Below are 13,643 nucleotides of genomic sequence, written 5' to 3' on the forward strand. Positions count from 1 at the left end.
CCAAGCTGAATCGCGACCGGCGCTTCTCACCCCGCCAGTTCAGCCGGCACCGGCAGATCCTCGCCCTCTTGGCGGCGGAGCATCCAGATCATCCAGCGTTCGGTGCGGATCAGCAGGCGCCGGGTCTCGACGCTGTCGCAACCGCGGCTATGGTCGCGCAGCAGACGGATGGCGCGGCAGATGGCGGAATGCGGGTCGAGAGCTCGTTCCGGCACGGCAGGGGTCCTTTTGTGCGGCTGTGGGGATGCCCCGACACATAGCCGACGGCCCCACAACCAAAGCGTGATCTTTCTTGGACCTGCGCTGAATCCTGTCCGGTCGCCGGCTGAAAGTTGCGTGCCGCAGGCAGAATGATGCGGGCTGTGATGGTCGAAGTTCCCCAGGCGCCGCAAGCCGCGGGAGTTCATCCGTGACATGCGCGGGAAAGACCCGCCTGCGCGCTCTTGCCCCTATCTGCGGTATTTATCGAATGTTATATCTTTCGATCTAGACCATTTCCATCCAGACCCGGGGCTTGGCCGTCGCCGTCACGAATGCTGTCCGTTTGCGCGCCGGCATGTCACACCTGCATCGCGTGGGGATCCAAAAGTCATGACCAAGCGACTGTTCGCCGGCCTCACCGCCTTCTGTTCGGCCATCCTGTGCGGCCTTGCGGCCAGCGCGCCGTCCCCGGCCCTGGCGGACGAGCAGGCGTTCCGCATCGGCATCGCCCCGCACACCAGTGCCCGCGTCATCATCGAACAGTATCAACCCGTCCGCCGCGCGGTGGAGGCGGCGCTGGGCCGCCCGGTGGAAATCATGACGGCCCCCGACTTCACCGCCTTCGCCCGCCGGGCGGTCGACCAGGAATACGACATCGCGGTCACCACCGGCCATCAGGCCGAACTGCTGCGCAAGGACGCCGGCTATCTGCCACTGCTGACCTACAAGTCGGATTTCCGCGCCGTTCTGGTTACCGCTGCCAAGGGCCCGCACCAGACGGTGCAGTCGCTGGCCGGCACCACGGTGCTGGGACTCAGTCCGTCGTCGCTGGTGACCTTGTGGGGCCAGCACTGGCTGGCCGACCAGAAGCTGGCGAACATCCAGCTCCGTTACGTCAGCGCCGCCGACAGCGTAGCGCAGCTGATCCTGGCGGGCGACGCGTCGGCCGGCTTCATGTCGCTGGCCAACCGTGCCAAGCTGGCGCCGGAGGTGCAGGCCCAGCTGTCCACCATCGCCGAAAGCCAGCCGATGGCCGGCCGCGTCTATATGCTGAACGGCAAGCAGGCGGCCCTGGCCGAACCGCTGCGCAAGGCCCTGTTCGCCTTCGGCGAGACGGCGGAGGGCAGGACCTATTTCGACGCCAACCAGTTGGGCGGTTACCGCCCGGTCACCGACGCGGAGCTGGAGGCGATGGAGCCACTCGCCGACGAGGTCCGGAGCGTTCTGAAGGCCGGGAAATGATCCTGTCCCGTCTGGCGCCCTGGAAGACGCTGCGTGGCCGCATGCTGACCGCCGCCATGGCGGTCGAGGCGATCATGCTGACCCTGCTGGTCGCCAACAGCGTGCGCCTGCTCTATGGCAGCCTCGCCGAACAGGCCCAGCTGCATGCGGAGCAGGTGGCGCCGGTGCTGAACGCCGCCCTGGTGGCGCCGCTGGCCCAGCGCGACTATGCGACCCTTCAGGCGGTGCTGGACGAAAGCCGCTCCACCGGCGGTGTGCTCTATCTCGCCGTCAGCGACAGCAAGGGCAAGCTGGTGGCGACCAGCGGCTGGCCGCAGGACCGTGCGCTGCCCGCCCCCGACCCGGCCCTGACGCTGGGCGCGAAGGACGGCGTCGCCCGTTATGACGTGATGGTGCCGGTGTCCCTGGCCGGACAGAAGCTGGGCACCGTGCAGTTCGGCCTGGATCTGTCCCACATCGTCCAGGCGCGTCGCGACCTGCTGACCCAGGGCATCGCCATCGCCCTGTCGGAGATCCTGCTGTCGGCCGGACTGCTCACCCTGCTCGGCCTGTGGCTGACCCGTCATCTGGCGGCATTGGCGCGGGCCAGCGAACGGGTGGCGGCCGGCGACTACAGCCCGCCGGAACTGGCGGAGGGCGACGACGACATCGGCCGGCTTGGCGCCGCCTTCAACACCATGTCCCACGCCATCAAGGAGCGCGTCGACCAGCTGACCGTGGCGCTCGACGAGCAGGAGGCGCTCGCCCGCGACGTGGAGCAGGAGCGCGCCCGCCTGTCGGCGCTCTTGTCGGCGATGGATTTCGGCGTGCTGTTCGTCGGCGGCGACGGCCGCATCGCCTATGCCAACCCCGCCTTCTCCGGCCTGTTCGCGATCGCCGGGGCGCCGGTCGGCCAAAGGCTGGACGAGACGCTGGCCAATGCCGGCAATGCCCCGCGCGACACCGACCATACGCTGCTGTCGGCGGTGGATGGCGACGAACGGCGGGAGATGACGCTGACCGACGGACGGATCGTCAGCTGGCACAATGTGCCGGTGCGGAATGCCGCGGGATCCGCCATCGGCAAGCTGTGGCTGTGCATCGACGTGACCGAGCCGCGGCGCGCCGCCGAGCAGCTGATCCAGGCCAAGGAGAAGGCGGAGGCGGCCAGCCGGTCGAAGACCGAATTCCTGGCGACGGTCAGCCACGAGCTGCGCACGCCGATGAACGGCGTGCTGGGCAACCTGACCCTGCTGGCCGACGCCTCCCTTCCGTCGGCGGAGAAGCGGCTGGCCGACATCGCCCGGCGGTCGGCCGAGACGCTGCTGCGGCTGCTGGACGATATCCTGGATCTGTCCAAGCTGGAGGCCCGCCGGATCGATCTGGAGGAGGCGGACTGCGCCCTGCCCCAGCTGATCGACGGCGTGCTTGATGTCCTGCGTCCGAATGCCACCGACAAGGGGCTGGACCTGTCGGCCCGGCTGATGCCGTCGGTGCCGGAGGTGATCGTCACCGACCCGGCCCGGCTGCGCCAGATCCTGTTCAATCTGGTCGGCAACGCGGTGAAATTTACCGAAGAGGGCCACATCGCCTTGCGGGTGCGCCGGCTGGACCGTGACCCTGCCGAGTTCGTCTCCTACGGCCATCCCGACTCCTTCCTGCTGGAATTCGAGGTGGAGGACACCGGCATCGGCATCGCGCCCGACTCGGTGCCGACCCTGTTCGACCGCTTCACCCAGGCCGACAGCTCCATCACCCGGCGCTATGGCGGCACCGGGCTTGGGCTGGCGATCTGCCGCGACCTCTGCCTGCTGATGGGCGGCAGCATCGCGGTCGACACCGCCCCCGGCCGCGGCAGCGTCTTCCGCTTCACCATCGTCGCCCGTCCCGGCGACCCGTCGGCCCTGCGCCGCATCGATGGTGGCCACGGCACCAGCCTGGGCGAGGCCGCGCGCATCGCCGCCTTGCCGCCCCTGCGGGTGCTGGCGGTCGACGACATCGAGGTGAACCGCGACATCGTCCGCGGCATTCTGGAACGGGCCGGCCACAGCGTGGCGCTGGCCGCCAGCGGCGGCGAGGCCGTGCGCATGGTGCGCGACCAGTCCTTCGACCTCGTGCTGATGGACATCCAGATGCCGGGAATGGACGGGCTGACCGCCACCCGCCGCGTGCGCGAACTGCCGGGAACCAAGGGCAGCGTCCCCATCCTGGCGCTGACCGCCCATGCCTCGGGCAGTTCGCGGCCGGAATGCCTGTCGGCGGGAATGAATGGTTTCGTCACCAAGCCCTTGCGCCCCGCCCTGCTCTTCGCCGAAATGGCGTCGGTGCTGGGCGGCGGCGACAATGGCGGCATGCCGGCTCCCCAGCCGACCGCTCCCGAATCCAAGTCTCCGGAGGCTGACATGACCGATATCCCGGACGCCGACCTTCTGGATGAGGAGCAGGTCTCGCTGCTGCTGGAGGTGCTGACGGCCGACGACTGGAACGCCTCCATCGCCGGCTTCACCGACAATGGCCGCAAGACCATCGACAGCCTGATCGCCCAGGCCCGCGCCGGGGAGCCGCACAACCGCACCGCCCACACGCTGAAGGGCACCTCGCTGAATCTCGGCGCCGTCGCCCTCGGCCGGCTGGCGAAAGAGCTGGAACACGCCCCCGCCGCCGCGGTTCTGGAGCAGGACAAGCGGCTCTACGACCTGCTCGAGCGCTCCATCGCCGCCCTCGCCACCCGAACGCCGATCAACGTCTGAACGGATAGCCCGGCTGGCCGGCAGGCACCAATAGGCAGTCCCGGCTTCCACATTCGGGCAGGTCGGTACGGCACAAAGGCTTCCCTGACGCGTTGTTCCTTCAGGACAACGACCTGAGAGGCACTATGACCGACCTTGCAGACGATCTCGACCAACGGACCGGCACACGGTCCGGAGCGAGGACTGACCGCGTGCGCCCGGCGGTGCGTCAGGCCATGGCTGCTGCCGGATTCGCGCCGATGGATTTGGGCGACGGCTGCCACGCCTGGTACCGCCGGTCCGAGGACGGCACCCATGCGCTGATCTCGCACAACAACGCGCTGGACGGTGATCCGGCGGTCAGGGACTGGATCGTCGGCCAGTATGGCGAGCGCGGCGGCTTCGTCGAGGTCGGCGGCCTGCCGCTGTCCCGCGCGCTGGAAGGGGCCGACATCCTGCCCTCGCCGGTGCGGCCTGACGGGTCCCTGGTCGAGGCGCTCTACCCCTCCATCCAACAGGCACTTGATGATCTGGGGTGATAGTCCAGCCAGAGCTTGCGAATGGCCCAATGGGCGATGACCAACGGTCTGGGGGCGATGACCAAGGTCCGGGTGGACAAGCGGACGGCTGAACGGAAAAGCTCACGCCGGTTGCCGGATGGGTTTACGACCCCCATTTGAGCGCCGACCACAGCTTTTACCAGCAGCGAGCCGCCTGCCCATGGAAGCCGACCGATCCAAACCCTTGCGCATCCTGCTCGTCGAAGACGAACCGCTGGTGGCCATGGCCATCGAGGATTCGCTGGAAGTCCAGAATGTCGGCGTCGTCGGCCCCGCCGGCACGGTGGCGGAGGCGCTGGACCTGATCGCCAAGGGCGGCATCGACGCCGCCCTGCTGGACGTCACCCTGCGTGGCGAGCGTGTCGACAGCGTCGCCGATGCGCTGAGCGCCAGGGGCATCCCCTTCGTCTTCACCACCGGCCATGGCGCCGCCGGGCTGCCGCAGAACCACCAGAACCGCCCGGTCCTGACCAAGCCCTTCCGCGAGGTCGAGATGACCGATGCCATCGACCGCTATTTCCGCGGCGGGGCGTAAGGCCCCGCCCGACAACTCCCCATTGCTCCCCATGCCCTGTTCAGCCCGGCCGCCCATCCGCCCGCGGTGATAGCAGGACCGGGGCGTAGGCGGTCAGATAGAGGGCGAAGGCCGCGACCCAGGCATAGCCCGACCATTGCAGCGCCGACCACACCCACTCCACCGGCAGCAGCGGCGAGGCGGTGCGGCCGGCCGCCGCGACCGTCAGCAGCACATAGGCGGCGACCGTCAGCCGCGACACCACCAGTGGCCGCCCGGTGTGGCCGAGCGAGGCGCGGCTCATCACCGCCAGGATCAGCGTGGCGAAGGCGCCGACCGTCAGCGCATGGGTTCCCGCCGCCGCCGGCAGCCCGGCCAGGGCATGCAGCCCGCGCAGGCTCAACGCCACCGGCACCCACAGATAGCCGACATGCAGGATCCACAGGATCGGCGAGCGCCAGGCCTTCCAGCCCTGCCAGCCGGCCAGCCGCACCGTATGGGCGACAGCGGCGGCGAGCGCGATCAGCCCGGTGACGATCGACTCCGGCGCCACCATCGTCGCCGGGATCAGCGCCAGCGTCAGGACCAGCGTCGGCCGCTCGACCATCGGCCAGGACCGCACGCCCAACCCCGCCTTGCCCAGCCCGTTGCGCGTGAAGGCCGGCAGGATGCGCCCGCCGATCACCGTCACCATCATCAGCACGACGCCGAGCCCGAGCGCGAAGCCGGCATCCGTCCCGCCCTCCAGCAGGTCGAGCCAGTCCAGATGGATCAGCAGGTTGGCGGCGGTCATCAGCCCGATCAGAATCAGAAAGGCGCTGTTCCGCCATTTGCCCGCCGCCACCAGCGGCCGGGCGAGTGCGATGCCCAACCCAGGCAGGAAGGCGACGTCGATCACCGCCGCCACCGGTTCCGGCATGCCGGTCCACGGAAAGACGGCGACGCGGCCGGCGATCCAAAGGGCAGCGAGCGCCATCAGCGGGGCGCCGGCCACCGCCTTGGTCCCGGTCCAGCTCGGCACCGCGGTCAGCAGGAAGCCGGCGACGGCGGCGATGACCATGCCGAACAGCATCTCATGCGCATGCCACGCACTGGCGCCGACCGCATGCTCCGGCCATTCGCCGGTCACCAGCACGCCCAGCCAGGCGGCGAGCAGCCCGACGGCGGCGACGCCGCTGAACAGGAAGAAGAAGCGGAAGCCATATTGGAACAGGATCGGGATGGCGGGGCCGTCGTCGCGGCCGGCAAGACTGGGGGAGGACATGGACAGGAACTCCGCAAGACGGGTGCTGCAGTGCAGGATTGACCGTCAGCCTGCGCCCGGTGCCCCCACGCCGCCTTGACGAAAATCAAACGCATTCTCAAGCTGGCGTCCCCGCCAATTTCCCGTCAGGTCCATGCCCCGTCCCGACAGCCTGTCCCTGCGCGAGGCGCGCCGCGTCGCCATCGCCGCGCAAGGCTTCCCCAACAGCGCCCCAAATGGCGCCCCAAACGTTGCCGCTGGGGCCACGCCCGACGCCGACCCCGTGGAGGCCCGCCATGCCCGGCGCCTGATCGGGCGGCTGGGGCTGGTGCAGATCGATTCGGTCAATGTGCTGGTGCGATCCCATTACCTGCCGCTCTTCTCGCGGCTGGGGCCGTACGAGGCGGCGCTGCTCGACCGGCTGGCCTATGGCGGCAAGCGGCGGGCGCTGTTCGAGTATTGGGGCCACGAGGCCTCGCTGATCCCGGTGGAGCAGCAGCCGCTGTTCCGCTGGCGCATGGCGCGGGCCGAGCGGGGCGAGGGCACCTATGGCGAACTGGCGCGCTTCGCAGCCGAACGCCGCCCCTACATCGACGCGGTGCTGGCGGAGGTGGCGGCGCGGGGCCCGATGGGCGCGTCGGAACTCAGCGAGGCCGGGCGCGGGGCCGGCGGCTGGTGGGGATGGAGCGACGGCAAGCGGGCGCTGGAGCATCTGTTCTGGGCCGGCCTCGTCACCACCGCCGGCCGCCGCGGTTTCGAGCGCCTTTATGATTTGCCGGAGCGGGTGCTGCCCGCCGCCATCCTCGACGCGCCGACTCCTGAGGAGGCGGAGGCCCAGCGTGCCCTGCTGCGCATCGCCGCCCGCGCCCATGGCGTGGCGACCGAGCGCGACCTGCGCGACTATCACCGGCTGGACCTCGCCGACGCCCGCCTGCGCATCGCCGAACTGGTGGAAGCGGGGGAGCTTCTGCCGGTGACGGTGGAGGGCTGGGACCGCACCGCCTACGTCACCCCCGACCTGCGCATTCCCCGCAAGGCCCCGGCGCGTGCCCTGCTCTCCCCTTTCGATTCGCTGATCTGGGAGCGGCAACGCACCGAACGTCTGTTCGGCGCCCGCATCCGGCTGGAGATCTACACCCCGGCCCACAAGCGCGAGCATGGCTATTACGTCCTGCCCTTCCTGATGGACGAGCGCATCGCCGCCCGCGTCGACCTGAAATCCGACCGCAAGGCCGCCACCCTGCTGGTCCAGGCTGCCCATGCCGAGCCGCATGCCAGCGTCGATGCCGTCGCCCCGCCCCTGGCGGTGGAATTGCGCCGGCTGGCGGGATGGCTGGGGCTGGAGCGGGTGACGGTGGCCGGTGCCGGCGATCTGGCGCCGGCATTGGCCGGGGCCTTGCGGTTGGATGGCGTCTAACCCACCACCCGCTCCGGCGGAAAGCGCAGCCGCACCGTCGTCCCGCGTCCCGGTGCGCTGTCGATGGCGATGCCGCCGCCATGCAGTTCCACCAGCGCGGCGGTCAGCGGCAGGCCGAGGCCGGAGCCGTGCTCTGCCGCCGTCATCGGATCACGGGCAGGGTCGTGCAACTGTGCGAAGGCGGTCAACGCCTGCGGGATGCGGTCGGGCGGCATGCCGCAGCCGTCGTCGGCGACCACCAGCGCCAGACCGCCCTCGCCGTCGCGCTCCGCCGACACCATCACGTGTCCACCGGCTGCGGTGAATTTCAGGGCATTGCCGACGAGGTTGGTCAGCATCTGCCGGACCAGCGACGGGTCGGCCCACAGCGCCGGCAGATCGTCGGGCAGCCGGGCGGTCAGGGTCACGCCGGACCGCCCGGCCCGTGCCGCCATCATCGACAGGGTGGCTTCGACGATCAGGGCGGGCAGGCAATCCTCCTCATGCAGCTCCAGCCCTCCCGCCTCGATGCGGGCGAGGTCGAGCAGGTTGTTGATCAGCTCCAGCATGTAGTCGCCCGCCGCGACGATCTGGGCCGCCGCCTCGCCATAGCGCGGGCTGTCCGGCGGCCCCAGCAGCCGGTCGCGCAGGATCTCGGCGAAACCGATGACGGCGGTCAGCGGTGTGCGCAGTTCGTGGCTCAGGTGATGGACATAGTCGGACTTGCGGCGGTTGACGGCGGCCAGCTCCAGCGCCTGGGCCTTCAGGTCGGCGATGTCGGCGTGCAGCATGCCGTCGCCGTCGCCCGACAGGGCAAGCCGCTGTTCGTTCAGCCGCGCCGTTTCCCGCCGCGCGGCACTGTCGGCCGGCGCCTCCACCAGCAGCAGATCATGCCCGGCCACCGGCCCGATGCGGACGGTCGGGGTGATCGACGTCCCCCCGGCTGCCCGGATGGTCACGGTACGCCCGATCGCATCCGCCGGACCCCGTCCAACCCCTGCGATCCGCAGGCCGCCCTCCGCATCCGGGTCCAGCAGCGCGCGGGCGGCTCCGTTCAGCCAGACGACGACGCCATCCTCCGCCCGCGCCAGCCACAGCGGGGTGGAAAGGCCGGCCAGCAACGCCAGTTCCGGCAGATCGGGCATGGTGGCGGACAGGGACGGCATCGGCTCCCCGCTGGCAGGCATTCAGAATGCGGAAGCATGCGTCCCGGAAAGATAACACGATGGCATGAAAACAGCCAACCGTTGAGCGGGCCCCGCTCACTCCTCCGCCGGCGTGTCCCAGTAGTGGCAGGCCACATGATGGCCGGGCGCCACCTCCTCAAGCGCCGGGATCGCCTGGGCGCAGAACTCGCGCGCCAGCGGGCAGCGGCGGCGCAGCGGGCAGCCGGCCGGCTGGGCGAAAGCCGACGGCGCATCGCCGTCCAGCGCCGGACTCTCGCCGCGGGACGCGGCCAGCATCGCCCGGCTGTAGGGGTGCAGCGGCGCCGTGCGCAGCGTCCCGGCGTCGGCGCTCTCCACCACCCGGCCGGCCAGCATGACGATGCCGCGATGGGCATCGCGCAGGCCCTCGTCATAGCGCTCGGTCGCCAGGACCAGCGTCAGGCGGCGGCGGTCGCGCACCGTCATCAACGTGTCGAGGAAGGTGTCGCGCTCCTCCGCCGACAGGCTGGCGGCCGGTTCGTCGGCGATCAGCACGCGCGGCTCTGACAGGATGGCGCGGGCGAGGCCGGCATGGGCCGCCTCCGCGACGCTCAGCGCCGAAGGCCAGCGGAGCGCCGCCTCGGGACGCAGGCCGGCCTCCTCCAGCGCCTCGTCGATGCGGTGGTCGCGGCGGTCGGCGGCGATGTCCGGACGCAGGCTTTCCAGCACGAGGCCGAACTGGTCGCCGACCGTCATCGCCGGGTCGAAGGAGGCGGCCGGGTCGGGGAACAGCGGCTGCAGGTCGCGCCGGGCACGGCGCAGGCCGCCGCGATCGGGATCCTCGGTCCTGGAGTCACCCCCGGCATTCCCGATGGCCGTCGGCGCCGCGGTCGCCGTCAGGTCGCGGCCCATCCACACCACCGCCCCCGCCGTCGGCGGCGGCAGGCACAGCAGCGAGCGGGCGAGCGTCGCCTTGGCGCTGCCGGTCTCGCCCAGCAGGGCCAGGGTCTCGCCCGTCCGCACATCCAGGTCGATGCCGTGCAGGACCGCCAGCGACCGTGGCTTCCCCCCGGGACCGGCGGCCAGCGGATAGGACATGCCGACGCCGCGCGCATGCAGGCGGGCGGTGCCCGGCGGCTCCAGCGGGGTCAGCGGCCCGGTTCGCGTCGGATTGGGCGGCAGCAGGCGGCTCCGGCGCAGGGTCAGCACCTGATCGGCCACCCCGGCCAGCCCATCCTCCGGCCGGCCGGCGAGGACCAGCGCCACCCCATCGGCCCGCGCCCAGCCGGCCAGCCGGTGGAGAAGCCGCAGCCGCACCGTCGGGTCAAGCCCGGCGGCCGGCGCATCGGCCAGCAGCACCGCCGGCCCCACCGCCACCGCCATGGCGAACAGGCAGGCCCAGCGCAGCGACTCCGGCAGCTGTTCGGGCGGCAGGTCGAAGCGGCGGGCGGCGGCGGGCACGCCCATGCGGTCAAGCCCGTCGGCCATGCGGCGCAGCGCCGACCGCAGATCCACCCCCAGATGGTGGCCGACCACCTCCGCCACCTGCAAGGCCAGCGGCCGGCGCGGCGCCAGCCGGCCGCCCTGGGCGATCAGCAGATGCCCCTCGACGCAGGCGTCACCCGCCATATCGACGCCGGCCGGCAATTGGCCCGTGAGCGCGCCCAGCAGGGCGGTCTTGCCGCTGCCGGCCCCGCCGGTGACGGCCAGCACCTGCCCGCGCTCCACCCGCAGATTGGCGCGGTCGAGCAGCACGCGGTCGCCCAGCATCAGGGTCAGCGCCTCGGCTTCCACCGGCGCGGGCTTGGAAGCGGCATGGGCGGAAATGGCATGGGCGGAAATGGCATGGGCGGAAATGGCATGGGCGGAAATATGGTTCATGATTTGCGATGTCCGGCCTGAATGCCGTCGGCGATGGCGCAGGCCGCCCAGAGGGCGAGCGCCAGCAGCAGGGCCGGCGGAGCGAAGGCCACCGGGTCGCCCAGCCGTGCCGCCAGCCCGACCGACGCGCCCCAGCTGCCCAGTCCCGGCGGCAGACCGAGGCCGAGCAGACTGGCGAAACTCTCCGCCGCCAGCACACGGGGCAGCGCCAGAACTCCGGCGGCCAGCAACGGCCGCGTCAGATTCGGAATCAGGTGCCGACGGATCACCTCACCCTCCGGCAGGCCGGCGGCGCGGGCAGCGGTCAGGAACTCCGCCCGCATCAGCGCGGACAGCTCGGCATGGGCGAGGGCGGCGACCGCGGGGGCGGCGGTCAGCGCGGTGACCAGCGCCAGCGGCCAGACCGGACCCGTCAGCCCGCCGGCGAGCGGAACCAGCAGGGCGAGCGGCCAGCCCGCCATCCGATGGGCGGCGGCAATGGTCCGCCGCTCCACCCGGCTGCCGACCAGAGTGCCGAGCAGTCCGGCCAGCAGCGCCCAGCCGATTCCGAGTGCCCCGCCCAGCACCGCGGCCAGCAGCGCGAAGGACAGGCTGCCCCGCCCATCGAGCAGGGCAGCCGCGACCGGGTCGGCGTCCAGCCGGTGCACCGCGCTGCCATCGGCCATCAGCGGCGCAGCGGCGCAGGCGAGCACCAGGGCGGCGAGCACGGCGGCACCCGACAATCCACGGGCGAAGCCGGCACGTGGCGGCTCCGGCGGAAGCGGATGGGACAGCGGCGTTTGGTCGTACTCGGCCATCAGGATCCTTGGCGGCGATTGGCGCGGCGGTTGGCGGCGGTCACGTCCCGTCATAGGGCGTGGAGCTGTGGTTGGCCGGGTCGATCCAGTCGCGCACCCCAAGCCCCAGCGCGTTCAGGAGGGCGGTCAGCCCGCCCAGCGCGACCAGGACCGGCACCGCCCCGGCGGCCGATCCGGCACGGACGGCATCGATCATGAGCGCGCCCGCCCCCGGCAAATCCAGCAGGCTTTCCAGTGCCACCGACCCAACCATCGCCGCCAGCACGGCGGCGCGCAGGCCTCCCATCACCGGAGCGACCGCCTGCGGCAGGGCGTGGTGGCGCAGCACGGTGCGCTCGTCCAGCCCCAGCCCGCGGGCCATCCGCACCGCACCGCCTTCGGGTCCCGGACCCAAGGCGCGCCCCATCGCCGGACGCGCCAGCCGGGCTGCCTGACAGGCGGCGGGGATCGACAGCGCGGTCCAGCCCAGCGGCGCCGCCGACGCTCCCGCCCGCACCGCAAGGGCCGCGACCCCGGCCAGCAGGAAACCCGGCAGCAGCGGCCCCGCCCCTGCCAGCAGCCGGCCGACCAGTCCGCCGGCCGACCGCGGCGCCACCGCCGCCCAGGACCCGGCGAGCGTGCCCAGCGCGGTGCCGACCGCCAGCGACGGCAGGGTCAGCAGAAGCGTCACCACCAGCCCCCGCAGCAGCGCCATGGCGGCGTCCGGCTGCGGCGCCGTCAGAGCCGACAGCCCCACCCCCGCCGCCATCGGCAGGACGGCGGTCGGCACGGCATCGATCAGGCGGCGGATCACGGGACGCGGCATCTGGGCAGGGGAACCGGTGTGGGCAGGTCATATATGGTACGACATGCGACCGTAAGCGCCCCCACCCCCGCCGGGCAACAGAATTAGCGTCTGTCAGTGGTGCCGCTCGCCCGGCCGGGATGGCCGGCCCCTATACCCGACCCCCGTGCTTGACTTTCAGCACCGATTTTGTACTATATGCCTGCCTGCTCCGCCGGAGAGGCCTGGGCCTGCCGTCTGGGGGTCCTGCACCCGTCATATCGCTTTGCACGAGGATGTGACATGAGCACCGCCATCGCCCTCCGTTCGCCCGATTCCGGCGAATCCCTGTCCCGCTACATCAACGACACGCACCGTTACCCGGTCCTGACGGCCGAGGACGAATACATGCTGGCCAAGGCCTGGACCGAGCATGGCGATGTCAATGCGGCGCACCGGCTGGTCACCAGCCACCTCCGTCTCGTGGTCAAGATCGCCGGCGGCTATCGCGGCTACGGCCTGCCGCTCTCCGATCTGGTCGCCGAGGGCAATCTCGGCCTGATGACCGCCGTCAAGAAATTCGAACCCGAACGCGGCTTCCGCCTGTCCACCTACGCGATGTGGTGGATCAAGGCCTCGATCCAGGATTACATCCTGCGCTCCTGGAGCCTCGTGAAGATCGGCACCACCGCCGCGCAGAAGAAGCTGTTCTTCAGCCTGGGCCGCCTGAAGCGGAAGCTGGGCGAATACGGCAGCGGCGACCTGCAGCCCGACAGCGTCACCCGCATCGCCACCGACCTGTCGGTGCCGGAGGAGGACGTCGTCGCCATGAACCGCCGGCTGTCGGCGCCGGTGGCCTCGCTGAACGCGCCGATGAGCGCCGACGGAGATTCGGGCGAATGGCAGGATCTCCTGGCCGACGACCGCCCGTCGGTGGAGGAGTCGCTGGTCGAACGCGGCGAAGCCCGCCAGCGCAGCGCCCTGCTGCACGAGGCGATGGGCGTGCTGAACGACCGCGAGCGCGACATCCTGACCAGCCGCCGCCTGTCGGACAGCCCGCTGACCCTGGAAGACCTGTCGGTCCGCTACGGCGTCAGCCGCGAGCGCATCCGCCAGATCGAGGAAAAGGCCTTCGAGAAGGTCGCCCGCCAGACCCGCGTCCTGGCCGCCGCTGCCGCCTGATCTGTGGCGGC

The 13,643-nt window shown here is 71.2% G+C and carries 12 protein-coding genes; 6 read left to right on the forward strand and 6 right to left on the reverse strand.

Annotated elements, in window-relative coordinates; all coding sequences use genetic code 11:
• Nucleotides 1–26: 26 nt before the first annotated feature.
• Nucleotides 27–215 (reverse strand): hypothetical protein, encoded by a 189-nt coding sequence (locus E6C72_RS26850; RefSeq protein ID WP_109084391.1) that lies wholly within the window; start codon nucleotides 213–215, stop codon nucleotides 27–29.
• 376 nt (nucleotides 216–591) lie between these two features.
• On the opposite strand from E6C72_RS26850, the gene E6C72_RS26855 reads away from it, so the two are divergent.
• The 4 genes from E6C72_RS26855 to E6C72_RS26870 all read left to right on the forward strand — a co-directional run bounded on the left by E6C72_RS26855 (nucleotide 592) and on the right by E6C72_RS26870 (nucleotide 5,246).
• Nucleotides 592–1,443, forward strand: a complete 852-nt coding sequence (locus tag E6C72_RS26855) for a phosphate/phosphite/phosphonate ABC transporter substrate-binding protein (RefSeq protein WP_109084392.1) — start codon at nucleotides 592–594, stop codon at nucleotides 1,441–1,443.
• Nucleotides 1,440–4,172 carry a response regulator gene (locus E6C72_RS26860; RefSeq protein WP_109084393.1) on the forward strand — a complete coding sequence of 911 codons (2,733 nt, stop codon included), beginning with the start codon at nucleotides 1,440–1,442 and terminating at the stop codon, nucleotides 4,170–4,172. Before E6C72_RS26855 ends, E6C72_RS26860 begins: the two co-directional genes overlap by 4 nt.
• A 125-nt stretch (nucleotides 4,173–4,297) precedes the next feature.
• Nucleotides 4,298–4,690 carry a hypothetical protein gene (locus E6C72_RS26865; RefSeq protein WP_109084394.1) on the forward strand — a complete coding sequence of 131 codons (393 nt, stop codon included), beginning with the start codon at nucleotides 4,298–4,300 and terminating at the stop codon, nucleotides 4,688–4,690.
• Nucleotides 4,691–4,871: 181 nt separating this feature from the next.
• Nucleotides 4,872–5,246, forward strand: coding sequence for a response regulator (locus tag E6C72_RS26870; RefSeq protein ID WP_109084395.1), 375 nt, complete (start codon nucleotides 4,872–4,874; stop codon nucleotides 5,244–5,246).
• Between the two features lie 40 nt (nucleotides 5,247–5,286).
• On the opposite strand, the gene E6C72_RS26875 is transcribed toward E6C72_RS26870, so the two are convergent.
• Nucleotides 5,287–6,489: an NnrS family protein gene (locus tag E6C72_RS26875; RefSeq protein ID WP_109084396.1), complete on the reverse strand. Its 1,203-nt coding sequence runs from the start codon at nucleotides 6,487–6,489 to the stop codon at nucleotides 5,287–5,289.
• Nucleotides 6,490–6,622: 133 nt separating this feature from the next.
• Here E6C72_RS26875 and E6C72_RS26880 point away from each other — a divergent pair, with 133 nt between their 5' ends.
• Entirely contained in the window at nucleotides 6,623–7,885 is a 1,263-nt protein-coding gene (locus tag E6C72_RS26880) for a winged helix-turn-helix domain-containing protein (protein ID WP_109084397.1), read from the forward strand.
• On the opposite strand, the gene E6C72_RS26885 is transcribed toward E6C72_RS26880, so the two are convergent.
• The 4 genes from E6C72_RS26885 to E6C72_RS26900 all read right to left on the reverse strand — a co-directional run bounded on the left by E6C72_RS26885 (nucleotide 7,882) and on the right by E6C72_RS26900 (nucleotide 12,492).
• Nucleotides 7,882–9,030: a sensor histidine kinase KdpD gene (locus E6C72_RS26885; RefSeq protein WP_158280116.1), complete on the reverse strand. Its 1,149-nt coding sequence runs from the start codon at nucleotides 9,028–9,030 to the stop codon at nucleotides 7,882–7,884. The two genes, E6C72_RS26880 and E6C72_RS26885, sit on opposite strands and share 4 nt — an antisense overlap.
• A gap of 96 nt (nucleotides 9,031–9,126) precedes the next feature.
• Nucleotides 9,127–10,890 (reverse strand): ABC transporter ATP-binding protein, encoded by a 1,764-nt coding sequence (locus E6C72_RS26890; protein ID WP_109084399.1) that lies wholly within the window; start codon nucleotides 10,888–10,890, stop codon nucleotides 9,127–9,129.
• Entirely contained in the window at nucleotides 10,887–11,687 is an 801-nt protein-coding gene (locus tag E6C72_RS26895; RefSeq protein WP_109084400.1) for an ABC transporter permease subunit, read from the reverse strand. Before E6C72_RS26895 ends, E6C72_RS26890 begins: the two co-directional genes overlap by 4 nt.
• 40 nt (nucleotides 11,688–11,727) lie before the next feature.
• Nucleotides 11,728–12,492, reverse strand: coding sequence for an ABC transporter permease subunit (locus tag E6C72_RS26900; protein WP_109084401.1), 765 nt, complete (start codon nucleotides 12,490–12,492; stop codon nucleotides 11,728–11,730).
• A 261-nt stretch (nucleotides 12,493–12,753) separates the two neighbouring features.
• Here E6C72_RS26900 and rpoH point away from each other — a divergent pair, with 261 nt between their 5' ends.
• Entirely contained in the window at nucleotides 12,754–13,632 is an 879-nt protein-coding gene (rpoH, locus tag E6C72_RS26905; protein WP_109084402.1) for an RNA polymerase sigma factor RpoH, read from the forward strand.
• Nucleotides 13,633–13,643: the final 11 nt, after the last annotated feature.

Origin of the sequence: Azospirillum sp. TSH100 (assembly GCF_004923295.1) — a bacterium.
Classification (GTDB): domain Bacteria; phylum Pseudomonadota; class Alphaproteobacteria; order Azospirillales; family Azospirillaceae; genus Azospirillum.

Coding starts and splice junctions, on each gene's coding strand:
- rpoH (WP_109084402.1), top strand. CDS start 12,754: ATGAGCACCGCCATCGCCCTCCGTTCGCCCGATTCCGGCGAATCCCTG.
- E6C72_RS26860 (WP_109084393.1), top strand. CDS start 1,440: ATGATCCTGTCCCGTCTGGCGCCCTGGAAGACGCTGCGTGGCCGCATG.
- E6C72_RS26895 (WP_109084400.1), bottom strand. CDS start 11,687: ATGGCCGAGTACGACCAAACGCCGCTGTCCCATCCGCTTCCGCCGGAG.
- E6C72_RS26885 (WP_158280116.1), bottom strand. CDS start 9,030: ATGCCGTCCCTGTCCGCCACCATGCCCGATCTGCCGGAACTGGCGTTG.
- E6C72_RS26880 (WP_109084397.1), top strand. CDS start 6,623: ATGCCCCGTCCCGACAGCCTGTCCCTGCGCGAGGCGCGCCGCGTCGCC.
- E6C72_RS26865 (WP_109084394.1), top strand. CDS start 4,298: ATGACCGACCTTGCAGACGATCTCGACCAACGGACCGGCACACGGTCC.
- E6C72_RS26855 (WP_109084392.1), top strand. CDS start 592: ATGACCAAGCGACTGTTCGCCGGCCTCACCGCCTTCTGTTCGGCCATC.
- E6C72_RS26900 (WP_109084401.1), bottom strand. CDS start 12,492: ATGCCGCGTCCCGTGATCCGCCGCCTGATCGATGCCGTGCCGACCGCC.
- E6C72_RS26875 (WP_109084396.1), bottom strand. CDS start 6,489: ATGTCCTCCCCCAGTCTTGCCGGCCGCGACGACGGCCCCGCCATCCCG.
- E6C72_RS26890 (WP_109084399.1), bottom strand. CDS start 10,890: ATGAACCATATTTCCGCCCATGCCATTTCCGCCCATGCCATTTCCGCC.
- E6C72_RS26870 (WP_109084395.1), top strand. CDS start 4,872: ATGGAAGCCGACCGATCCAAACCCTTGCGCATCCTGCTCGTCGAAGAC.